This window comes from Terrisporobacter petrolearius (assembly GCF_020748185.1).
Lineage (GTDB): Bacteria > Bacillota > Clostridia > Peptostreptococcales > Peptostreptococcaceae > Terrisporobacter > Terrisporobacter petrolearius.
The window spans coordinates 145,737-170,217 of record NZ_JAHZMO010000001.1; the positions used below are offsets into that span (position 1 = coordinate 145,737).

General features: G+C 27.1%; 22 protein-coding genes and 1 riboswitch. All 22 genes read left to right on the top strand.

All coding sequences use genetic code 11. The features are described 5' to 3' along the window. The 22 genes from K0040_RS00710 (at position 1) to K0040_RS00815 (ending at position 24,464) form a co-directional block, all read left to right on the top strand. Positions 1-321: a flagellar protein FliT gene (locus K0040_RS00710; protein WP_228107059.1), complete on the top strand. Its 321-nt coding sequence runs from the start codon at positions 1-3 to the stop codon at positions 319-321. A 107-nt stretch (positions 322-428) separates the two neighbouring features. Next, positions 429-1,220 (top strand): flagellin N-terminal helical domain-containing protein, encoded by a 792-nt coding sequence (locus K0040_RS00715; RefSeq protein ID WP_228107060.1) that lies wholly within the window; start codon positions 429-431, stop codon positions 1,218-1,220. Positions 1,221-1,310: 90 nt separating this feature from the next. Then, complete coding sequence (locus K0040_RS00720; RefSeq protein WP_228107061.1) at positions 1,311-3,545, top strand: glycosyltransferase; 2,235 nt, start codon at positions 1,311-1,313, stop codon at positions 3,543-3,545. 34 nt (positions 3,546-3,579) lie between these two features. Beyond that, on the top strand, positions 3,580-6,840 hold the full coding sequence (locus K0040_RS00725) for a CDP-glycerol glycerophosphotransferase family protein (protein ID WP_228107062.1): 3,261 nt from the start codon (positions 3,580-3,582) through the stop codon (positions 6,838-6,840). Positions 6,841-6,857: 17 nt separating this feature from the next. Next, on the top strand, positions 6,858-7,808 hold the full coding sequence (locus K0040_RS00730; protein ID WP_228107063.1) for a glycosyltransferase: 951 nt from the start codon (positions 6,858-6,860) through the stop codon (positions 7,806-7,808). Positions 7,809-7,838: 30 nt separating this feature from the next. Beyond that, entirely contained in the window at positions 7,839-9,770 is a 1,932-nt protein-coding gene (locus tag K0040_RS00735; protein ID WP_228107064.1) for an ATP-grasp domain-containing protein, read from the top strand. Positions 9,771-9,781: 11 nt separating this feature from the next. Then, positions 9,782-10,903, top strand: coding sequence for a DegT/DnrJ/EryC1/StrS family aminotransferase (locus K0040_RS00740; protein WP_228107065.1), 1,122 nt, complete (start codon positions 9,782-9,784; stop codon positions 10,901-10,903). A 1-nt stretch (position 10,904) separates the two neighbouring features. Then, the gene (locus tag K0040_RS00745; protein ID WP_228107066.1) at positions 10,905-11,855 is read left to right on the top strand and encodes a radical SAM protein; all 951 of its coding nucleotides are present in this window, start codon (positions 10,905-10,907) and stop codon (positions 11,853-11,855) included. Between the two features lie 171 nt (positions 11,856-12,026). After that, complete coding sequence (rfbA, locus tag K0040_RS00750) at positions 12,027-12,890, top strand: glucose-1-phosphate thymidylyltransferase RfbA (protein WP_228107067.1); 864 nt, start codon at positions 12,027-12,029, stop codon at positions 12,888-12,890. A 127-nt stretch (positions 12,891-13,017) separates the two neighbouring features. Further along, the gene (rfbB, locus tag K0040_RS00755; RefSeq protein WP_228107068.1) at positions 13,018-13,995 is read left to right on the top strand and encodes a dTDP-glucose 4,6-dehydratase; all 978 of its coding nucleotides are present in this window, start codon (positions 13,018-13,020) and stop codon (positions 13,993-13,995) included. Between the two features lie 209 nt (positions 13,996-14,204). Continuing rightward, positions 14,205-14,885 carry a hypothetical protein gene (locus K0040_RS00760; RefSeq protein WP_228107069.1) on the top strand — a complete coding sequence of 227 codons (681 nt, stop codon included), beginning with the start codon at positions 14,205-14,207 and terminating at the stop codon, positions 14,883-14,885. A gap of 143 nt (positions 14,886-15,028) precedes the next feature. Continuing rightward, a riboswitch (cyclic di-GMP riboswitch) is annotated at positions 15,029-15,135 on the top strand. A 524-nt stretch (positions 15,136-15,659) separates the two neighbouring features. After that, complete coding sequence (locus tag K0040_RS00765) at positions 15,660-15,983, top strand: flagellar basal body protein (RefSeq protein WP_228107070.1); 324 nt, start codon at positions 15,660-15,662, stop codon at positions 15,981-15,983. A gap of 4 nt (positions 15,984-15,987) precedes the next feature. Beyond that, a complete protein-coding gene (gene flgC / locus K0040_RS00770; protein WP_228107071.1) occupies positions 15,988-16,392 on the top strand; it encodes a flagellar basal body rod protein FlgC in 405 nt (134 codons plus the stop codon). Between the two features lie 11 nt (positions 16,393-16,403). Continuing rightward, positions 16,404-16,733 carry a flagellar hook-basal body complex protein FliE gene (fliE, locus tag K0040_RS00775; RefSeq protein WP_228107072.1) on the top strand — a complete coding sequence of 110 codons (330 nt, stop codon included), beginning with the start codon at positions 16,404-16,406 and terminating at the stop codon, positions 16,731-16,733. Between the two features lie 22 nt (positions 16,734-16,755). After that, positions 16,756-18,294 carry a flagellar basal-body MS-ring/collar protein FliF gene (gene fliF, locus K0040_RS00780; protein WP_228107073.1) on the top strand — a complete coding sequence of 513 codons (1,539 nt, stop codon included), beginning with the start codon at positions 16,756-16,758 and terminating at the stop codon, positions 18,292-18,294. A gap of 15 nt (positions 18,295-18,309) precedes the next feature. Further along, positions 18,310-19,368 carry a flagellar motor switch protein FliG gene (gene fliG, locus K0040_RS00785; protein WP_228107074.1) on the top strand — a complete coding sequence of 353 codons (1,059 nt, stop codon included), beginning with the start codon at positions 18,310-18,312 and terminating at the stop codon, positions 19,366-19,368. Next, positions 19,349-20,131 (top strand): FliH/SctL family protein, encoded by a 783-nt coding sequence (locus K0040_RS00790; protein ID WP_228107075.1) that lies wholly within the window; start codon positions 19,349-19,351, stop codon positions 20,129-20,131. Before fliG ends, K0040_RS00790 begins: the two co-directional genes overlap by 20 nt. Further along, positions 20,128-21,435, top strand: coding sequence for a flagellar protein export ATPase FliI (gene fliI / locus K0040_RS00795; RefSeq protein ID WP_228107076.1), 1,308 nt, complete (start codon positions 20,128-20,130; stop codon positions 21,433-21,435). The genes K0040_RS00790 and fliI overlap by 4 nt, the downstream gene beginning before the upstream one ends. 15 nt (positions 21,436-21,450) lie before the next feature. Next, the gene (gene fliJ, locus K0040_RS00800) at positions 21,451-21,915 is read left to right on the top strand and encodes a flagellar export protein FliJ (RefSeq protein ID WP_228107077.1); all 465 of its coding nucleotides are present in this window, start codon (positions 21,451-21,453) and stop codon (positions 21,913-21,915) included. Then, positions 21,905-23,128: a flagellar hook-length control protein FliK gene (locus tag K0040_RS00805; protein WP_228107078.1), complete on the top strand. Its 1,224-nt coding sequence runs from the start codon at positions 21,905-21,907 to the stop codon at positions 23,126-23,128. Before fliJ ends, K0040_RS00805 begins: the two co-directional genes overlap by 11 nt. Before the next feature lie 11 nt (positions 23,129-23,139). Further along, complete coding sequence (locus tag K0040_RS00810) at positions 23,140-23,646, top strand: flagellar hook assembly protein FlgD (protein ID WP_228107079.1); 507 nt, start codon at positions 23,140-23,142, stop codon at positions 23,644-23,646. Positions 23,647-23,651: 5 nt separating this feature from the next. After that, the gene (locus tag K0040_RS00815; RefSeq protein WP_228107080.1) at positions 23,652-24,464 is read left to right on the top strand and encodes a flagellar hook-basal body protein; all 813 of its coding nucleotides are present in this window, start codon (positions 23,652-23,654) and stop codon (positions 24,462-24,464) included. The last annotated feature ends 17 nt before the right edge of the window (positions 24,465-24,481 follow it).

Genomic DNA, 24,481 nt, shown 5'->3' on the forward strand with positions numbered 1-24,481 from the left:
ATGGCAGAAAAAATTAGTTTATATAAAGAAATATCATTACAAATTGTTGAATCATTAGAAAATGAAGAGATATATATAATAGAAGAATTATTAAATAAAAGGCAAGAAATACTAGACAAGCAAATTGATAATAATGAATTTAAGTTTAAGTTAATTAATGAAGGAATTATTGACATAGATAGAAAGATAGAAGAACTTTTAAAAGATAGTATGTCAAAAGTAAAGCAAGAAATAAAAGAATATAGACTGTCAAAGCAAGTTAATAACTCCTATATGAATTACAATAACAAAAATTTAAATATTTTTAATAAAAAAGTATAAAGTATTTTAAAAGTATGCCGGATAAATATAGTGTAAACAATACTTGGCCAAGTATTTGTATAAAAAAATAAGACAAGGATGTCGTAAAAACTAGGGAGAGTATAAAAATGAGAATAAACACTAATTTAAATGCTATGATATCAACAAATCAAATGGCAAAAAACACTGCTTTAGCAGGAAATTCTATGGAAAAATTATCTACAGGTTTAAGAATAACTAAAGCTGGAGATGATGCTGCAGGACTAGCTATATCAGAAAAAATGAGATCTCAAATAAGAGGTATGGAACAAGCTGATAGAAACGTACAAGATGGTGTGTCTATGGTACAAACTGCAGAAGGTGCATTAGAAGAAGCAGGAAATATAGTTCAAAGAATGAGAGAGTTAGGGGTACAAGCTGGTAACTCAACATTAGAAAAAGCTGATAGAGATAAAATATCAGTAGAATTAGGTCAATTAAAAGAAGAAATAGGTAAAATAGGTTCAGATACTAAGTTTAACAATACTGAAGTATTTACAGATACTACAGTAACAATACAAGCTGGAGCAAATACTGAAACAAGAACGTTTGCAGTAGGAACATTAAATACTAACGTAACTTCAGATGTATCTACAACAGCAGCAGCAGCAACAGTAGTTGATGAAGCAACTAAAGACTTAGCAAAAATAAATGAATCAAGAGCTAAATTAGGAGCAGTACAAAATAGATTAGAGTATACTTCTTCAAATTTAACAACATCAACAGAAAACTTATCTGCAGCAGAATCAAGAATAAGAGATGTAGATGTAGCTAAAGAAATGGTTAAGTTATCTAAGTTCAACATATTAACTCAAGCTTCTCAAGCTATGGTAGCTCAAGCTAAGCAACAACCAGAACAAGTAACTCAATTATTAAGATAATTAAATTTGAATTAACTTTAAAACTAAGAGGGTAAAGCATATGCTTTACTCTTTATTTTTAAAGTTAATTAGCTTGAAAGGAAGAATAATATGTTACTAAGTATAGTATTGATGATAAAAAATGAAGAAAAATTTTTAGATAAAACATTAAATGCATTAAATAAAATAAGAGAAAAAGTTGAAAGTGAATTAATAATACTTGATACAGGATCTATAGATAAAAGTGTGGAAATAGCTAAATTATACACTGATAAAATTTATTTTGCATCGTGGAATGATAACTTTGGTGACATGAGGAATAAATCAATAAGTTATGCTAATGGTGAATGGGTACTTATTTTAGATGCAGATGAAGAGCTTATAGAATGTGAAAAAATGATTGATTTTTTCAAAACATATTTACATGAAAAATATAACTCAGCAGCAATAGAGTTAAAAAATATAAACTCGGAAGATGGAAAATCTTATAGTAAATCAGCAAATCTAAGGCTATTTAAAAAAGAAGGTTTTAGGTATGAGGGTGCAATACACGAACAACCTATGTATAAAGAACCTGTATATAATAACATAGCAGTATTTAATCATTATGGATATTTATATGTAGATGAAGAATTTAAACAAAAAAAACTTAAAAGAAATGAAAAAATTTTATTAAAAGAATTAGAAGAAAATCCTAATGATCCATATATAAATTTTCAATTAGGTAAAAATTTTATGGCAATAAATAAAAAAGAAGAAGCATTGTCTTATATGGAAAAATCTATGAGTTTATACAATGAGTGGGAAAATATACCACTATATGCTTATTCTAATTTAGCAAAATTTTATGTTGAATTAAAACAATTTGGTAAATGTGAAAAAGTTTGCATGGAATATTTACAAAAAAAGGATGATAAAAATATTGATATATATTATTTCCTGTCAATTAGTCAAAGCTTTTTATACAAATATGAAGAAAGTTTAAATAGCTATGAAAGATATATATATTTAGTAGATAATTATGACATATCAACACAAGCAAATAGTATATATGCTGATGGGATTACAGTTGGATTAAAAGAATATGCACAAAAAAATATACTTAAAAATTATTACTATTTAGAACAATATGAACAAGTGATTGAAAAATATAAAAATATAGATTTTGATGAAATGAAAGATATATATGATATTTTATTTGAAAGTTTATATAAGACAGATAAAATAAAGGAAATATTAAATATTTATAATAAGAAAATATCGTCAATGGTAGATACGAAATATATAGAATCTAGTTTAGAAAAAACAATATTAAAAGTTAAAGAAATAGACAAAATTAAAATATACCAAGTTATATCAAATATAGAAAATGACTATGGTTTATTAAATAAAGTAAGGCTAGGAGAGAAATTTACAATAAAAGAATTAAATGAATTATTATCAAGTGGAAAACAAGCATACTATGGTGATGTTATTTATTATGCTCTTAATAATAACCTAGATATATTAGAATTACTACAAAATGTAAGTTATTTATATATGCAAAATTATTTTAATCATGTAATTTACAGTAATAGAGATTGTTTACTACAATTATATAACTGGATTTTAGATGAACCTAATACATTAAGTTTAAATAAACTTAATGTATATAGTTGTTTATTGAAGGTGTTACTAGAAGATGGAAGTTTTGATAATGAAAAGCATGAGAAATTATTTTATATGTATATAACCTATAGATATAATTTTATAAAAGAAATATATAATCCTAGTTTATCAGATGAGGAGCTTATAAGGTTATTACAAGATAAAGAAGATGAGTTTGTAATTAAAATTAATTTAGCACAAAAGCTAAAAGATAAAGAACCATTAAAATATATACAAGAAATAAGAAAGCTAATTTTAGATAATGAAAAGTATAAAAAAGGAATAGAAATTCTTATTGATAAGTTTAGCAAAAATATTAATGAAGGTGAAGAAATTAAAAAACTTAAGATACAGTATAAATTACTTATAGAAAATAGCATAAATTCAGGAGATATAAAGAATGCATTAATTATGATAAATGAATATGAAAATATGTATTCAGAAGATATTGATATATTAAACATGAGATCTATATTATGTTTATTAAATAATAATTATAAAGAGGCAGAAAGATTATTAAAAAAATCATTTATCTTAGATTTTACAAATATAAATACGATTTTTAATATAGCTTATTTGAAAGAAGTAAAACATGAAAACAAAGAAGCTATTATGTTTTACAATAAAATAATAGAGACTAGTGAAGATGAGAGTATGCTTTTAGAAGCTAATGAAAAAATTAAATCTTTAATAGGTTAAAGTATATGCTTAAGAATGGGTAGGAGAAGTTTAAATGTTAAAAGAAATACATACATATTTAAAGAAGAACAATATAGAAGATGCATTTAACTTAATGAGCAAGTGTGAAAATGAATATAAAAATAATTCAACATACTGGACATTAAGAGCAGAGCTTTGCATACTTATATCAGAATATGATATAGCGTTGCTTTGTTGTGAAAAAGCAATAAATTTAAATAGTAAAAACACGTATGCCATATCCAGTGCTATAACGCTATCTAATTATTTACAAAATCAAGACTTGTATGATAAATACTGTGAAATGCTTTGTGAAGTTAAAGAATCTCTTTCTGCAATGATGATAAATAATATATTGAATGATTTAGATTTATTGCAAAGTAGGGAGAATATAAATTATATACAAGATGTTTTATCAAATAAAAAAGAAAATTTATGTTATATAGTAGATGATATGGTAATGTCTAATAATGAATGCATTCATCTACTATATTTTAAAGAATGCTCCTTAGCAAATGAAGATGGTAGTATTATAGTACCTTTGAATAAAAATTATATAAAAGCTATTAATACTTTAATTGAATATGATATATCAAGTTTTTCTGTACTTATTAAATACTCAGGAGAATTGCACTTAATAAAAATAGAAGAAAAAACATTTGATGAAATAAAAAATGTTGATAGAGAGTCCACTATAGTATTTCATTATCTTAATGAAAGTGATTCAAATGTATATGCGCTATATAAAAATATACCTGAAAAAATCAAAGGTAAATTTAATACTTTATTGTTAAGAGGTAGTGATGACCTTAATATAAAAAATATGGCAATAGTACCTCTTATGGCTAAATATAGTGTATCAGGTCATGGATTATTCTTATCTTATCCTTGTCCTGAATTAATGCACAATATAGAAGTTGGTCATGGAGCAGTTCCTTTTAAATCTTGTGGAGTAATGGATAATATGCCTGGGTTTGCTTTTATGCCTGAACAATATAAAAATGTAGATACTTATTGTGTTAGTTCTCAATTAGACATGACTCTGTTTGCATCATTTACTCATGTCGCAAAGGACAAATTCTTCATATCGGGTATTCCAAGAACGGATTTTTTATTGAATAGTAAAGGAAGAAAAAATCTAGAAAAAATATTAAATATAAAACTTGATAATAAAAAAGTAATATTTAATATGCCTACATTTACAGTTCATGAAAATAGTGGAAGAGTTGATGGAGATAAAGATTTAAATAGCTTTATTAAAATTAAAGAATTTGATTATGATAAATTTGATGAGTTTTTAGGTGAAAACAATTATATTTGTATACTAAAAGTTCACCATGGAGAAGAAAAAACTTTATGCAAGAATAGATCCAACAGATTTAAAAATATATATACTGTTTCAAATGAAGATTTAGGGAAATTTAATTTAGATTTATATGAAATATTGAATGCAGGAGATTTACTATTGACTGATTACTCTTCTATATATGGGGATTTCTTATTTATGAATAAACCTACAGTATTTATAAATACAGATATAGATGAATTTTCTAAAAATAGAGGGCTTGCTTTAGAACCATATGATTTTTGGACTGCTGGGCCTAAAGTTCAATATCAAGAAGAATTGCTCAAAGAAATAAAAACTAGTTTAGATGATAAAAACTATTACTTAGAAAGAAGATGTGAATTAAGAAAAGTTTATCATAAATATTTAGATGGAAAAGCAAGTGAAAGAATTTGGAATTACTTAGATACAAAATTTTATAGTAAATATTTGAAAGCAAAAATACAAACTTTAATAGAGAATAATTGTATACCTGAAGCTAAGAAACTATTGGATATGTATATATATTATTATAAATATGACGTTAGCATATATTCAATGGCAGGAATAATTAGTTTAAATGATAACTTAAATCAAGCTTTGAAAAACTTTCAACGAGGATTAGAATTAGATAGTTCAAATGTAGACTTATTATATAATATGGGATATTTATATACACTTTTAGGAGATAAGAAACAAGCTATAGACTATTATGAGAATTGTATATTAACTACGGATGATGAAAATCTAAAAAATGAAATTTATAAAGTAGTTAATTCTATGAGAAAAGAATTAAACCCTAATACATCAACAATAATTATGCTAGATGAAGATAAAACTATATTAAAAGAACTAAGTAATCTTGGAAATAGCGTAGTAACAGTAGTTGAAAATGATGATATTACATCTGAAAATATATATGAAAAAGATGGAATAAAGATTTATGAAGTCAACCCTATTAGAATTAAACAGACATTAAATTACTTAACAAAAACAAATGAAAATCCTATAGTACTGTATAGTGATATAAGAAAATCATCCATAGTACACAATGTTAAAGATGAAGCTAAAATATTATATTTTCCAAGCAAAAACTATTACGTAGATAAAAGTAACTATTCAAATCATGGTATAGATATGTTTGTTGAAAAAGAAGCTTGTAATAATGCAGACTTGATAATAGCTAGGGACATAAATATATATAACTCAAAAAAGATAATAGAAGAAAGAGAAAATGTATATTTAACAGACGGTAGAATTGGTGAAATAGGTGCATTAGATTATATATTAAAGAATTATGAAAAAATTGATTTTGAGTCAATAAATTATAATATTAAGTATTGTTTGGAAAATATAGAGGACGAATATATAAGATCATTATATTTGATAGCATCAGAAAGTGGAAATATACAAAATTGCATAAAAATTATAAAAAATATATATAAAAAATATAATACTGAAGAGATATATCAGTTGTATATAACGTTACTAAGTAGAATAAAGGACTATATGAATTTAATATCTGTAGCTATACAAAGTGATTATTATGAAGATGTATATAAGTGTGAATTGCTTTATTTGAACTCTATAGAAGAGTATGAATTGATTGAATTTGTAATTAATATGGTTATTAAAAATTATAAATTTGTAGAACAAATGTCTAATGACAATGCAGATTACAAATTAGCTTTTTATAATTTTGAATTAAATAGATATGTTGTAGCTTTTGATAAATATATTAAAATGTTAAAGGAAAATACTAAGTTATCTAAATCAGCTTTAGTTAATAGAAATATATCATATTTGATGTATGCTAGTAATAATAAGGATTATAAAAAATATTACAGTGCTTATGAGGAGTCAATGAAGTGTTTAGAAGAAGACACTACATTTGATTTGAATAATAGTGATATATTTGACAATATATTTGAGTGTTTAAAGGATTATATAACCAAAGACAAAAACATATAAGCAAAGGAAGGCGTCTAATGGAACAGGAAATAAAGGTAAGTATTAATTGTATAACATATAATCATGAAACGTATATAGAAAAAGCTATACAAAGTTTTCTTATGCAAAAAACAAATTTTAAATATGAAATTTTAATACATGATGATGCATCAACAGATTCTACACAAAAAATTATAAAAAAATATGAGAAAGAATATCCTAATATAGTTAAACCGCTACTACAGAAAGAAAATCAATGGTCAAAGGGAGTGACAAAGATAAACTACTCATTTAACCATACAAGATCTAATGGAAAATATATAGCCATATGCGAAGGCGATGATTATTGGTCAGACCCGTATAAATTACAAAAGCAAATAGATTATATGGAGTCTAATCCAAATTGTACTTTGTGTACTCACGCAGTAGCTAGAATAGATACCCAAAGTGAAAAGATTACAGATATAATTAGACCTAGTAATTCTAATTCCTATATAGATACAAGAGAGTTTATATTAGGGGGAGGGATGTTTATAGGAACTAATTCTATTGTATATCGTAAAGAAGCACTGGATAATCCTCCTAAATGGTATTTTGATGCTCCTGTAGGAGATTATCCTTTACAAATTTTTCTCGCAAGCAAAGGCGATGTTTACTACATAGATGATGTAATGTCTGTGTATAGAGTTAATGTACCTGGATCTTGGAGCAATAGAGTATATTTTTCACCCAAAAGAATAAATCATTTTAAAAAAATATCTAAAATGCTTGATGCAATAAACGAATATACAGATTATAAGTACAATAAAGAAATAGAAACTAGAAAAGAAAATAATTTAAAAGATGTGATATTTTATGGGTGCAGCATACTTATGGAAAATGGAAGAATTGACAAGATGACAAGTGGTAAATTTAAGAAATTTTATAACATGCTAAGAGATGAAGAAAAAATAGCACTATATGTGGCAGCTAAAGAAATTAAATTTTAAATACGAGGAAGGTAATGAAAAGGATGGAATATGAGAGAGAATAGAAAGTGTATACTTATTTTTTCTGGATATAATCAAAGAGCTGTAATATCTTTTTGTAGAGTGTGTCATCAGTATAATATACCATATAAGATGGTAAGTGCATTTAATGATACAATACAACATACCACATACAAAAGAAATATTGTATATAAAAGAAAAAATAGTTCTTTTGATTTAGAACTATTCAAAAATATAAGAGAGATAATTGATGATTACAATGAAATTGTTATATTACCTAGTTCTGAGTACATAAATAGATTTATATTAAAAAATAGAACTACATTAGAAAATATGGGTTTTGAGATACCACTAGTAGAACAAAACTTATATAATTTAATTTCTGATAAATATAGTTTTGGTGAATTATGTATTAAGAATGGAATTAATATCCCTAGAGAAATTAATAGTAAAGATGTAGAACAATTTCCTATTGTCGTTAAACCTAAAAAGTATTTTTGTAGAAATAAAAAAATAATATCACCTATAATAATAAAAGATAAATCAGAGCTTGAAGAAGCTCTAAATAAAATAGATTTAGCCGATATATATATTCAAGAGTTTGTGCAAGGAGAATCATATTATTTATTATATTATTTCTCTCAAAATGCAAAAGTAGTATCTTTTTCTCAAAAGAATATACTTCAGCAAGATGGAGGTAAATCTATAATTGCAGCAAGAACATCAAAAATACACTTAGAAGATATAGGGAATAAGTTTATAAATTTATTTGAGAATATATCATATAAAGGTTTAGTTATGGTAGAACTAAAAAAGTATAATAATAAATTTTATATGATAGAAGCTAATCCTAGGTTATGGGGACCTTCACAATTATTTATAGATTCAAATGTGAATTTATTTGAATTGTTTATAAAAGAGTTAGGATTTAACGTGAATATAGATAAAAAAGATGTTAATTATAATGCACTATATTTTTGGGAAGGTGGAATAAGCCAATTAGAAAAAGAAGATAGAAATTTAGTTTATTACGGTGAGTTCAAACAAGATGATAAAACTGAATATAGAAAATATGACATATATAATAGAACAGATACGAAAGAAATATATAATATGGAAATGAATAAGGAGAAAAAGGTGGATATAAAAGAATTAAGAAGTCTTTATGAAGATGGATCAAAGCACAGTGTATATCAAAATATACCCCAATTTGTATCTGAGAGAATTGGATATAAGGTACAGTTAGATGAAAACTGGAGAGGAGATGAAACAAGATTAAAGTACATAGAGAAGTTTTTAAAAAATATAAACTACAATTCAATAGGGGATATAGGGGCTAATACGGGTTATTTTTCACTATCTTTGGCAAATGAAATGAAGAATAAAAAAGTGATATCTTATGAAATAAATAAAAATCATGTAGACTTTATAAGTACGATTAAAGAAAATTTCGATTTAAAAAATATACAAATTATTAATGAAGGTGTCAATTTAGAGAAAGTAGATGATTTAAAAGAATTAGATATATACATGTTGTTAAACGTAATACATCATGCAGGTGTAGATTTTGATGTAGATTTAGGTGTTAATAATATAAACTTTAAACAATATGCAAAACAATATTTGGAAAAATTGAGGAATAAATGTAGAGTATTAATTTTTCAAATGGGATATAACCATGGTGGAAATAAGTTAAATCCTATAGTAAGTCCAAATGAAATTAAAGAAATGTTTGATTATCATCTTCATTTAATTAGGGAAACAGGATGGAACATTGTAGATGTAGCATATGCAGCTAACAATGATAAACAATATAAATCTTTATTGGAATATGGTATAAGTATTGATAAGCTTAATACTTACGACCTAAAATTACTAGATAAATATATAGAAAAATATGATATATGTAATAATAGTGAGTTTTATAAAAGACCAATATTTATATTATGTAAAAACATCTAGGAGAGAGATATATGATACCTGTTACAAAAACTTATTTACCAGATATAAATAAATATAAAGAGTATATAGATAAAATTTATGAAACGGGCTGGCTCACTAATAACGGAGATTTAGTTCAAAAATTAGAAATTGAATTAAAAGAATATTTGGGCGTAAAAAATATGATATTGGTAGCGAATGGAACAATGGCACTTAGTATCGCGTATAAGCTTCTAGGTTTAGAAAAAGAGGTAATAACTACACCTTTTTCCTTTGTAGCTACAACTAGTTCTATAGTTTGGGAGGGGTTAACACCAGTTTTTGTAGATATAAATGAAAATAATTATAATATTGATGCTGATAAAATAGAGGAAAAAATAAATGAACATACAACAGGAATAGCTCCAGTTCATGTGTATGGAAATGCATGTAATATCGAAAAGATAGAAAGCATATCCCAAAAATACAATCTTAAAGTTGTATATGATGCATCCCATTGTTTTGGAGTAAAGTATAAAAATAAAAGTATATTAAACTATGGAGATATATCAACAATAAGTTTTCATAGTACAAAATTATTCCATACAATAGAAGGTGGCGCTCTAGTAATAAATGATGACAAATTATATGAAAAAGCCAAACAAATGATTAATTTTGGATTTTCTAAAAATGGAGAGATACTAGAAATTGGTATAAATGCTAAGATGAATGAATTCCAAGCAGCAATGGGATTATGCGTGTTATCAGATATAGATCATATTATAGAGAAAAGAAAACAAAAATATGAATACTATGTAGGAAAATTAAAAAATAATGATTATATTAGTTTTCAAGAATTAAATAAAAGCTCAGATATAAATTATTCTTATTTACCTATAGTATTTAAAGATAGTGAAACAATGGTAACAACTCTGAAAAATATGAATAAGGAAGGAATATTTCCTAGAAGATACTTTTATCCATCATTAAATAAATTAAACTATATTCATTGTGATGAAGTAATGCATAATTCAGAAGATATATCAGAGAGAATACTATGTTTACCATTATATGATAGTTTGAGAAATATAGATATAGATAAGATAGTAGAAATAATTAAGAAAAGTAATATTCATAGTATCAAAGACAGCAAAGATATTAGTATGGAGGAGTAATATGAACTTAAATGAATTAAGCATGTGCAGGTTAAATATACAATTAACTAAAAAGTGTAATCAAAGATGTAAAATGTGTAATAGTTATAATATTAAAGATGAAAAGGAGCTTACGACACAGGAGATCTTTGATATTATATCAAATGTATGTAGTGAAAGAAAAATTTGTAATATAGCTTTTACAGGAGGGGAACCTACATTAAGAAAGGATATACTTGAGATTGTATCTTTCGCTAAGAAGCATTGTGAAAATGTGTCAATAACAACAAATGGAACGTTTATAAAAAAAGAAGAAGATGCATTGAAATTAATTGAAAATGGTGTAAATCGATTTACCATATCATACCATGGCATAGGTAATCACTCTCAATTTACAGGTGTTAAAGATAGTGAAAAGGATATTAGAAGAGCCTTAAGTATATTGAGTAATATATCGAACTATAAGGATATTTATGTTAAAGTTGGTATGTTATTTACAAACGAAACAGTTAATGCTATAGAGGATATGATTAAATATTGTGAAGAATTAAAATTAAAATTATACATAGAATTACCAGATGATTCTATTCCTATTTTTGAAAATACACCTAAAGATGAATTTGCAATATCTAATGAAAATATAGATGAAATTGTGCATAATTTGAATGAGTGGAAGTTAGGTAATAAACCAGTATTATTAACTGACAATTCAATAAAGTATATAAATAAATACCTGAAAAAAGAACCAATAATAGGTGAATGCCCTTTGGGGTATACGGATTTATATATTGGAAGTAATGGAAATGTTTATAGTGGATGTTGGGCATTAGAACCTATAGGTAATATAAGAAAAGATGAGATAATGAATATTTTAAATGGAGAAAAATACTTAGAAAATATTGATAAAATGCTAAGAAGACTGTGTCCAGGGTGTACATGTGGGTATATATTTCAATCTAACTTTATTAAGTAAATTAAGTCAAATGGAGATATAAATAATGTGTAAAGACTAAGCAGAAAGAAAATTCTTAGAGGATATATAACATCAGTATAATGACAATATTGAATAATGTTAATAAATTTACATCTTTGAAAAAGTTAGTTATTAAATTTTTGTATTGTATATAGTATAGGAGAAAAGGAAATGAAGGAAATTATATTGGCTGGAGGGTCAGGAACTAGATTATATCCTTTGACAAAGGCAATATCAAAACAACTATTGCCAGTGTATGATAAACCAATGATATATTATCCATTATCAGTATTAATGTTAGCTGGAATAAAAGATATATTAATCATTTCAACACCAAATGATATAGATTTATTTAAAGGTGTATTTGGAGATGGAAGTCATTTGGGAATAAGCATAAAATATAAAATTCAACAAAAGCCAAAAGGAATTGCAGAGGCGTTTATAATTGCAGAGGAATTTATAGGTTTTGACAAAGTAGCATTAGTATTAGGAGATAATATATTTTATGGAGCAGGGCTTAGTGGAGTGTTACAAAAAGCAGCAGAAAGTAAAGGGGCGACCATATTTGGTTATCATGTGAATAATCCTAAGGATTTTGGAGTTGTAGAATTTGATGAAAATTACAATGTATTATCTATAATAGAAAAGCCAGAATCACCAAAGTCTAATTATGCTGTCCCGGGGCTGTATTTTTTTGACAATGATGTAATAGAAATAGCAAAAAATATATTACCTTCACAAAGAGGAGAGTTAGAAATAACATCTATAAATGAAGAGTATTTAAAAAGAAATAAACTTAATGTTATGATATTAGGCAGAGGAACTGCATGGTTTGATACGGGTACACATAGAGGCTTATTAGAAGCATCTAATTTTGTAGAAGCAATACAAACTAGGCAGGGACTATACATATCTTGTATAGAAGAGATTTCGTTTAGAAAAGGATATATAGATAATAGACAATTATTAGATTTAGCAAAGCCACTAATGAAAACTGAATATGGTCAATATCTAGTTGACTTAATAAAATATTAAAAATACTAAACTTGTTATTTTATATAATAAGTTTAGTATTTTTATGACTAACATGTTATAGAAATAAAAATCAAACTATGATTTATATTAAACAACAAAGAATTATAAAAGTATAAAAGGAGTTAAAATGAAAAAAATTTTGATAACAGGTGGAGCAGGTTTTATAGGTAGCAATTTTATTAGATATATGATAAATAAATATGAAGATTATAATATAGTTAATTTAGATTTATTAACATATGCGGGTAATCTTAATAGTTTAAAAGATTTAGAATACAAAAAAAATTATAAATTTGTAAAAGGAGACATAAGTGACAGCGAATTTATACTAAGATTATTTGAAAAAGAAAATTTTGAAATGGTTATAAATTTTGCTGCAGAATCTCACGTAGATAAATCCATAAGCAATCCAAGTGTATTCATGCAAACAAATATAGTAGGTACTCAAATTTTATTAGAAGCATGCAGAATACATGGGGTAAAAAGATATCATCAAGTATCTACTGACGAAGTTTACGGTCAACTGCCATTAGATAAAAAGGAATTGCTATTTACAGAAAATACACCTCTAAATCCAAGCTCTCCTTATTCTGCATCTAAGGCATCAGCGGATTTTATAGTGAATTCATATAATAAAACGTATAATATGCATACAACGATTTCTAGATGCTCTAATAATTATGGACCATACCAGAATTGTGAAAAACTTATACCTTTAAGTGTTACAAAAGCTTTAAATAATGAAAAAATACCTTTATATGGAAGTGGGATGAATATAAGAGATTGGTTACATGTAAATGATCATTGTGAAGCCATAGATTTAATTTTGCATAAAGGGAGAATAGGAGAAGTATACAATATTGGTGGGAATAGTGAAAAAACAAATCTGGAAGTTGTAAAGTGTATATTAAAAACATTAGGTAAATCTGAAGAACTTATTGCTTATGTGAAAGATAGGGCTGGACATGACTTAAGATATGCAATAGATTCTAGCAAATTAAAAGATGAATTAGGATGGAAGCCTAGATATACCTTTGAAAATGGAATAATAGAAACAATAGAATGGTATTTGCAAAATAAGATTTGGTGGAATTCAAATAAATAGTAAATATAAGTATATGACTTTAATTAATAAAATTTATACAAAAGTATATAGTTACAAGTTATAAATAATAATTATTAAATATTTACTCTATTTGTAAAATGTATATAAATCATAAAGTTTATGAAAAATATACCGTACTATAATGATAGGGAAATTATGGAAAAATAAGTATATAAATTAATAAATGTTTATAAAAGTGAGGGAAAACTATGATTATAATAGGGGAGAAGGCATATTTAAAAACACATGATAAAAGAGAAATTCAAGAGCTAGATATTGATAATAAAATCAATAAAACTATAAAAGCACACAATGATGAAATAAAGTCTACTAAAGTTCTAAGAAAAGAATCAAAAACAAGCAATAATGACATGTATAACAACCTAAAAAATAAAGCTAGTATATTAAATAGAGATAAAAGAAATATTCAAGATAAAGTATCAGAAATTCAAATCAAGCAGCAAAAAGTAGAAAATATGGAAGAGTCACTAAATCAAATAAAATCATACTACCTTAGCTCTATAAGAAAAGCGAAACAAGAAGAAGAGAAAGAGAAAGTTAAAGTTAGAATAAATAAAATAAAAAAAGAAGTAGATGATTTAAATAGTGAATGTATAACTGAGGTAACAGAGCTAAAAGACTCACAAGATATAATAGATGCTATAGGTGCAGCTTTAAACAAAATAAATGATATTAAAAATAAGCTTGAACAGTATAAATCAAAATTAATAAATCTTGAATGCTTAGTAGAAAAAAGCAAGAATAAATTGGATTTAGAAGAAAAAAAAATAGAAATAAATTTAAATGAAAATATAATATCAAATCCACTAGATTTTATAAGTATAAGTGGTGATTTAAATACAGGGATTGTTGTAGATATTATAATATAAAATAAATATAATTTGATTATAAATTATAAAAATTTTTGATTGTCATAATTTAACTTTAATTTTTGAAAAAATAGTATATATTACTATTTTATTTGTAGGTTTTATTGAAAAAAGTTGAAAAATATGATACTTTATACATAAAAGTAATATATTGGCAAATTTGGAGAAATCCAAAGACGCAAAGCTAAAGGGGCTACGGTAAAATTAATTATTTAAATAATATAATTTGCTATGCCAGCCAGTTGCCTAAGAATTTACATTCTTTGTTATTATAATTATCCCTTAATTATTTATATAAGTGTTTTTATGAATTTTTTGTATACTTTAAGGAGATTTTATAATATTTTCGATGGTGACTATCCTTATTATTTGGGATAGTTTTTTTATTATTTAAACTAATATACAGAATACCGATTATTTTTCGAAAACTTAAATAAAATAGATATTTTTTTATAAAACTTAAGAAATTAAATAAATAATTTAAATATAAAAAATGTAAAAAAAATGTAGATATAAAAGTTGTGAAAAAGTCGAAAAAATATATTTTTTTAAAAACAAATAACGAAAAAAAGTGTATAATAAAAGAGGCAATAGAAAAAAATGTCAAAAATTCATATTTATGTAAAAATAAAATTACACGGGGGTGCATAAATATAATTATGAATTTAATTCAATTTACATTTGAAATTTAAAAATGTATGTTAAATATTAAGGTGGATAAGTTGAAAAGGATATTAAGGTAGTTGTTCAAATTATGAAATTAGGGAGGTATATATGGAAATATACAGTTTGATGAAAATGGGCTTAGATGCGACAGAGTTGAGAAGTAGGGTAATCGCAAATAACATTGCCAATATAAATACTGTAGGCTATGAAAGAAAATATGTTAATTTTGAAGATACGTTAACAGATAAATTAGAAGATGCCAAAATTGAAGTAAAAACAGAGAAAAACGCATCTATGAGGGAAGATGGAAATAATGTTGACCTAGAAAATGAAAAAGTAAATCAAGCTGCCTCGACTCTACAATATAATGCCTTAGTAAGTTTAACTAATACGAAAATTGCAATGACCAAAAGTATAATTTCGGGGAGGTAAATAAATGAGTATTTTTAGTGGGATGAGAATCAGTGCCAGTGGTTTATCCGCAGAGCGTATGAGGATGGATGTTATATCTTCTAATATAGCAAATGTGAAGACAACAAGAACTGAAGATGGGGATGCCTATAAACGTAAAATTGCTACATTTGAAGAAAATTACGATGAAAAACTAGGAATGCTTGGAGTAAAGACAGCATCAATACAAAATGATAATTCACCTATGAATAGAGTGTATGAGCCAAGTCATCCTGACGCAGATGAAGAGGGGTATGTAGAATATCCAAATGTTGATTTGCTAGTAGAAATGACTGATTTAATATCAGCATCAAGATCATATGAGTCAAATATAGATACATTAAATGCACAAAAAAGTATGATTTCAAAAGCTTTAGAAATTGGAAAATAAGGGGGGATTAGATGCAGGGTATAGAGAGTATAAATATAAATTCTGATATGTTTTCGAATATAATAGATAACAATTATACGAATAAAAATTTAAACAAGGAACAATCAATTGACGACTCAAAAATTAAATTTGGTGATGTTATATCGCAAGCTATTAATAAAGTTAATGGCACTCAGGTAGAAGCAAATAATATGGTAGAAGCTCTTATAAAGGGAGAAGATGTTTCTATGCATGATGTGATGTTATCAATGCAGGAATCCCAAATATCAATGCAACTTATGTTAGAAACAAGAAATAAATTATTTGAGGCCTACAAAGAATTAAACGGAGTGCAGCTGTAGCCTATAAATAAGGAGCAAATACATGGAAATTAAAGGAATTATAAGTAAAGTAAAAGATACTTTTCAAAAGAAAAAGGAACAATTTAAAGAACTTAAAAAAGAAAAGAAAATAGCAATTGTAGTAGGTGTTATAGCTGTTATATTGGCTTTAGCATTTGGAGCTAAGTATGTAAAAGATAGTAAATATCAACTCTTGTTTTCAGGACTAACATCAGAAGATGCAATATCAATTACTAAAGAACTTGAAAATCAAGGGGTAGAGATGAAGGTTGAAGGCGATAGTATTTATGTACCAAAGGAACAGGTAGATAAGTTGAGGCTTGAGTTATCAGGGAGTATTTCAAATGGATCAAAAGGATTTGAATTGATGGATGAAACCTCTTCATTTGGTCTTACAGATGAAGAATTTAGTATTAAGAAGCAAAGAATGGTTCAAGGAGAAATAGAGAAGACTATAAAAACTTTCCAACAAGTTGAGGATGCTAGAGTTAACATAACCCAAGGTCAAGAATCTGTGTTTTCAGATGAAGGAACTCCTGGCAGTGCAGCTGTAGCAATAACTTTAAAGGCAGGTCAATCTCTAGAACCATCTCAAATAAAATCCATTATGTCATTAGTTTCTGCAAGTAGCACGAATATTCCAAAACAAAATGTAGAAGTAGTGGATCAAAAAATGAATTTATTATCAGATGGTTTATTTGATGATAAAGGTAATGCTTCAAATTCAAATGGAATAGATGTGGCACTAAAAGCAGAAAAAGAACTAAGTAGAAATCTAGAAAAATCAATTGTTAGTTTACTAGAGCCTATATTTGGAGCAGGAAAGGTTAAGGCTACAGTAAATGCAGACTTAAACTTTGATAACAAAGAGATAACTGAGACATCAATAAGTCCTAAGACAGTAGTTATGAAGGAAAGTAGAAGTGAAAATAAAACTACAGAAGAAGGAAATACAGGCGGCTCAGTAGACAATAATATGAATAACGTGTCAGGTGCTAATGATGGAACTACATCAAGTAAAGATGAAAGCATTGAGTATGATACAGGTAAAAAAGAAACAAAAACTACAAAAGCTCAAGGTGAGTTAAATAAAATAACAGCATCTGTTGCAATAGATGGAATATTAACAGATGCACAAATAACAAATGTTAATGATATGGTAGCAAATACCATAGGTATGGATGAAAAAAGAGGAGACGATGTAAAGGTCGTAGCAATGGACTTTGGTGCTAATGCTGATGAAGCATCAGAAGAAAGTGGTATAAGTGATAATATGAAATTATTAGGATTTGTATTATTAGCAGTAGCCTTAGCAGGCGTAGTTGCATTCATCGTAATAAACAGAAGTAAAAAGAAAAAAGAAGAAGAATATGAAAATTATGATGATGTAGATGAAATAGAACTAATTAATAGAAAAATAGAAGAAATGGAAGGTTCTTCAAAATCAGAAAATGAAGATGACGAAGAGGAAAGTATTACATTAGAAGAAGAAGTAAGAAAATACGCTTCAGAAAATCCTGATAGGGTTACAGATTTAATAAATAGTTGGTTAAATGTATAAAAGGGTGAGTATATTTTGAATACAGAAATTAATAAATCAGAAAATGCCTTCGATTTAGGTAATATACCAAAAGTAAGGCGTGTAACAGGGGCAAGAAAAGCAGCAATATTATTGATGACTTTAGGTCCAGAAGCTTCAACTGAAGTATTGAAAAATTTATCAGATAAGAAGATACAAAAAATAGGGGTAGAAATAGCGAATATTAATACCATCAACGCAAGAGAAAGAAGAGAAATATTACAAGAATTTATTGAGCTAAACAAAGGAAAAGAATATGTAATGGAAGGTGGTATAGAAAGTGCTACATCATTACTTCACGGAGCATTAGGTAGCCAAAGAGCTGGAAAACTGCTTGAAGGGATCAAATATGATGCATATACAAAATTGTTTATGGGTGCAAGAAAAGCTGAACCAGAACAAATTTTAGCTTGTATACAAGGAGAAAGTACTCAAACTATAGCTGTGATTTTAACACATATTCAACCTGATAAAGCAGCTGTAATACTAGCTGAGCTTCCTGAAAAAGTTAAGAATGAAGTATCTTTAAAGATAGGTTCAGCATCTTCTATTTCTCCAAATGTTATAAAAGCAATAGATAAAGCTGTTGAAAAGAAACTAGCTAATCTAGGTCAAAGAGAGATAGAAAGTAGTGGTGGAGTAGATAGCCTTGTGAATATACTTGGAAATGTTGATAGAAAAACAGAAAAAAGTATTATCAGGTATATAGAAGATAGAAATGATGAATTAGCAGAAGAAATTAAATCTAACATGTTCATATTTGAAGATATCGTTAGACTTGAGAATATTGCAATTCAAAGAATTCTTAAAGAAATTAATGTTAAAGATATTGCCTTTGCTCTTAAAGGTGCATCTAAAGATGTTTCAGAAACTATATTCAAAAATCAATCCCATAGAGCATCACAAGCTCTTAGAGAAGAAATTGATTTATTAGGAAAGGTAAAAATATCTCAAGTGGAAGAAGCGCAACAAAATATAGTTAATACTATAAGACGCCTTGAAGATATGGGAGAAATAAATTTAACTAGAGGCTCAGATGATGAATTTATTGTGTAATATTATTAAAGCAGAAGAAGTAGAAATACTTGGTAAAAGAAAAATAAAAGTTAACTCAAATAAATCTAACTTTGAAATTGCAAGTGATGAATTTGATATGAAAAGAGAAAATGAAATGACACAAATCAAAGAAGAAGTTGAGTTAAAATTAAAAGAAGCAAAAGAGCAAAGGGAGCAAATTATCAAAAATGCTCAATCAGAGGCAGAAATAATTATAGAACAAAGTAAAGAAGAAGTTTCTAATATAGAAAAAAAAGCATATGAAGAAGGACATAAACAAGGACTAAAAAATGGATATGAAGATGGCTATAAAGAAGTATATGAAGAGTATGTTGAAAAAGCCAAAGAAGAAGCCAATAAAATAATTGATAATGCTAATAACATTTTAATTCAATCTAATCAAGAAATATCAAACTATATGAAAGAAAATAGAAATAAAATCTTAAATATGAGCATTAGTATAGCAGAGCAAGTGTTAAGAGAAAAATTTGAAGATGTTTCGGAAATGGATAATTTAATAGGAAATGTTATAGAAGAATATGAACTTAAAGAAAATTTTGTTATAAAAGTCAATCCTACATATAAAGAAAGTTTGGATAAACAAGTACTAGAATTAAAAGAATCTTATAAGCTAAGTGGAGATGTATTTGTTCTAGGAGACGAGTCAATCCAAGTTGGAAATGCAATAATAGATAATGTTAATGGCAGCTTAATAGTTGGAATTGATGGAGTAATAGAAAAAATAAAAGAGGAATTACTATGATTAATATAGAGTTTGAAAAACTTATAAAAAAAATTAAAGATATTCCCTCAGTAATATGTGAGGGAAAAGTAAAAAAAATCATAGGGCTTACTCTAGAAGTTGAAGGAGTTAAATGCTTTGTAGGTGAATTGTGCCACGTTTATAATAATAAGAACGAGCCAATTAACTGTGAAGTTGTTGGATTTAAGGATGGGGATGTAATATTAATGCCCCTTGGAGAGTTAGCAGGAATAGGTCCAGGGTGTAGGGTTGTAGCTCAAGGAATACCGTTAAGTGTAAGATGTAGTGATGACCTTTTAGGGAAAGTACTAGATGGGTTAGGTAATCCTATAGATGAAGAGACAATAATATCAGGCGAAAGGTACAGCTTGCTTAATGAACCACCAGACCCTATGAAGCGACCGAGAATAACAAATATAATGCCAACGGGAATAAGAGCTATTGATGGTTTTTTAACTTGTGGGGAAGGTCAACGTATAGGAATATTTGCTGGAAGTGGAGTAGGAAAAAGTACAACTTTAGGAATGATAGCAAGAACAGCAGAGGCGGATGTAAATGTAATTGCTCTTGTTGGAGAAAGAGGGAGAGAAGTTCTCGATTTTATAGAAAGAGATTTAGGAGAAGAAGGGATGAAGAAATCAGTAGTAGTTTGTGCTACTTCTGATAAATCACCTTTAGTCAGACTAAAAGGAGCTTTAACTGCAACTGCTATTGCAGAGTATTTCAGAGATCAAGGGAAAAAAGTAATACTTATGATGGATTCTGTTACTAGGTTTGCAATGGCACAAAGAGAAGTGGGTCTAGCTATAGGAGAACCACCGGCTCAGAAGGGATATACCCCTTCAGTATTTGCTATGCTACCAAAATTGATGGAGAGAACAGGAACTTCAGAGAAGGGATCCATAACAGCCTTTTACACAGTTTTGGTAGATGGTGATGATCTAAATGAACCTATTGCGGATACAGTAAGAGGCATATTAGATGGACATATAGTTTTATCAAGAACATTAGCCCATAAGAATCATTATCCAGCCATAGATATATTAAATAGTGTAAGCAGACTTATGAAAGAAATATCGGATGATAAGCATAATCAGGCTGCATCTTATGCAAGAGACATACTTGCAACTTATAAAGATGCAGAAGATTTAATTAATATTGGAGCATATAAAGAAGGGTCTAATAAAAATATTGATATGGCAATTGAATATATTGATTCTGTCAATGATTTTTTAAAACAAAATGTAAATGAAAACACATTATTTGAAGATAGTAAAAATTCATTGATAAATATGTTTTCCTAAAGGAGAGTAAAGTAGTTGAAAAAATTTAAGTTCAAACTAGAAAAATTACTAGACATAAATATAAAAGAGGAAGATGAAAGTAAGTTAAAATACACGCAGGCTCAAAATGAAAAAAGAATAGTAGAAAAAAATTTAGAAAGACTTGAAGAAAATTATAAAAAATATTCAGATATTACTAGGGCTAATGATGTAATCTCACAAAAGGTTACAATAAACTATTTATCCACTCTTACACAGTCTATAAAGTTGACAGATGAAAAACTTAAAGAGGAAGAAAAGAAAGTCATTGAAGCTCAAAATGACCTAATACAAAAACAGATAAAAAGAAAATCATTAGAAATTCTTAAAGAAAAAGAAATGGAGAGAGTAAGAAAAGAAGAAGAAAGAATAGAACAAATCAGAAATGACGAGTTTGCTCTCTATGCATATATAAGAAATAATGCAAATGTTTCACAAAAAGGTGGTAAATATGGAATTTAATTTGAGTTTATCAACAACTGTAGCAGATATTATTAAGTATTTCCAAGGAAATGGAGAAAATGTCTCAGGGGAAACAGAACAAGGAATATTTGATAACGTATTAGAAGGAATATTTGAAGATGGTGATAAATCGGAGGATATAGACTATAACTTGATTCTGAATTTGTTAAATAATCTAAAATTATTTAATAATGAAGAAAGCTTACAACATGTGGATAAAGTTAATATTGACTTAGATAAGGTGGAAAGTTCAGATAATATTTGTAGTAACGTCAATGAAACAGAACTTAATATAATATCAAATAGTAATAAGACTAACATGAACTTACTAAGTAGTGAAGAAGCAGAAGTGTTAAAGGATTTGAAGAATAAGTTTGAAATAGTAAACAATGAAACTATTGGAATTGAGTTAAATGATAAAGAAATTGAAGTATTAAAAAAATTAGATAGTATTATGTCTAATAATAAAATAGAAAATGCTAGTGAAATGCCTGATATAAACAAATTAAGTGATGGTGAAATAGAAAATAGTGAAAATAGAATTAATGACAAAACAGTTAATAGTGAAAAGTTTAGTCAACTAGAAACTAGTAATACAACAGATAAACTTAACTTGATTAGAAATAATGAGTTATATGAAAAAAAGGATAAAGATAAAGAATTAAACACTTTAGAGAATATTTTAAATGGAGATAATGATAACAATTTTATTTTAAATCATAATCAAGTAATTAATAAAGAGGCAAATTCCATAAACGCTACTTCGCGACAAGAAGCTCCAATAATTAGACAAGAGTATATTGGAGAAGACATTATTAAAACTGTTAAATATTTAAAAGCTAGTGGGCAAGAAGAAATAACTATTAAAATAAGTCCAAGAGAGCTAGGTGATATGACTATTAAACTTATTAATAATCATGAGGAAGCTAGTGTTGCCATTGTAATAAGCAAAAGTGATGTTTTTAATTTAATTAATGAAAACCAAAGTGAGATAGCAAAACATCTAAAAGATTTAGATATTAATGTAAAACAAATTTCAGTTGAAATGAAAGGTAATACTCAAAATAGTTTCTCTTCAAACTTAAATCAAGAATTTGAGAGAAATAACCAAAGAAATCAACAGGGGCGCAAAAAAAATATCGTTTTTGTAGATGAATCCACTGAAGAAATTGAAGAAGTGACAATGGAGGATAATGTAAATATTTTAATTTAAGGGAGCAGTAAATGAGTGATATAGCAGGTATAAATAAAAATAGCGAAGTAACTGAAAAAGGAACAAAGGTTTTTGACGCAGGTGATAACACAGATAAAGATTTATTTCTAAAATTGTTAGTGGCTCAGATGACAAACCAAGATCCGTTTAATACTCAAGATCCAACTCAATATGTAACACAATTAGCACAATTTAATATGCTAGAGCAAACGATGGCTCTTAATGATAATATGGAGTATTTAATAGGAATGACAAATGGTCTTTTGGTAAATTCAGCAATGGGTTCGGCATCAGCATTAATAGGAAAAGATGTTGAAGTATATGTTCCTAAAGAAGAAGGATATGATACTACAAAGACAATGTCAGGAAAAGTTGAAAGTGTTCATATAAAAGATGGAGTTGTATATATGAATATAAGAGATTCAGAAAGTGGAAAATTGGTAGAAGTTGAATATGGAGCGCTTACTAAAGTGAAGGGTAATGATACAAATATAGAAGAAGATAACAAGGGGGAATAATTTTAATGTTAAGATCGATGTATTCAGGAATAAGTGGTATGAAGGCAAACCAAACTAAAATGGATGTGGTTGGTAATAATGTTGCAAACGTAGGAACTACAGCATTTAAGAAAAGTAATGTTAGATTTAGTGATGCACTATATCAAACTTCAATATATGCAAGTTCTCCAGGAACTATAGTTGGTGGAGTAAGTCCAGGGCAAGTAGGTATAGGAACAAGAGTAAGCGGTATGTTTAAAAACACTGTGCAAGGAAATATACAAACAACTGGTAGAAGTTCTGATTTAGCTATTGATGGAGATGGATATTTTACTGTTCAAATTGGTCAAAATCAATATGCATATACTAGAGATGGATCTTTTAACATTGATAAAGAAGGTAATTTAGTTACAGCTGATGGATATAAAGTAGTTGGAACTGATAAAAAACCTATTCAAATACCTAAAGAACAAAATGGTCAAAAAGTATTATCTTATAATATATCAAGTGAGGGAGAAGTATCATATCTTTTGGCAGATGGTAGCAAATATCCACAAGGAGGAACTGGTGCTCAGAAACTAGGAATAGCAGTATTTCAAAATCCGGAAGGTCTTGAAGCATTAAGTAGTAATCTTTATGGAGTTTCAGCTAACTCTGGAGACCCTATTGTAAATGCAGCTTACGGAAATATAAAACAAGGTGCTATAGAAATGTCAAATGTTGATTTATCAGAAGAATTTACAGAAATGATAGTAACAACAAGAGCCTTTCAGGCAGCCAGTAAGGTAATAACTACTAGTGATGAGTTATTACAAGAAATTATTAATCTAAAAAGATAGAAAACAGAGGAGGTAAG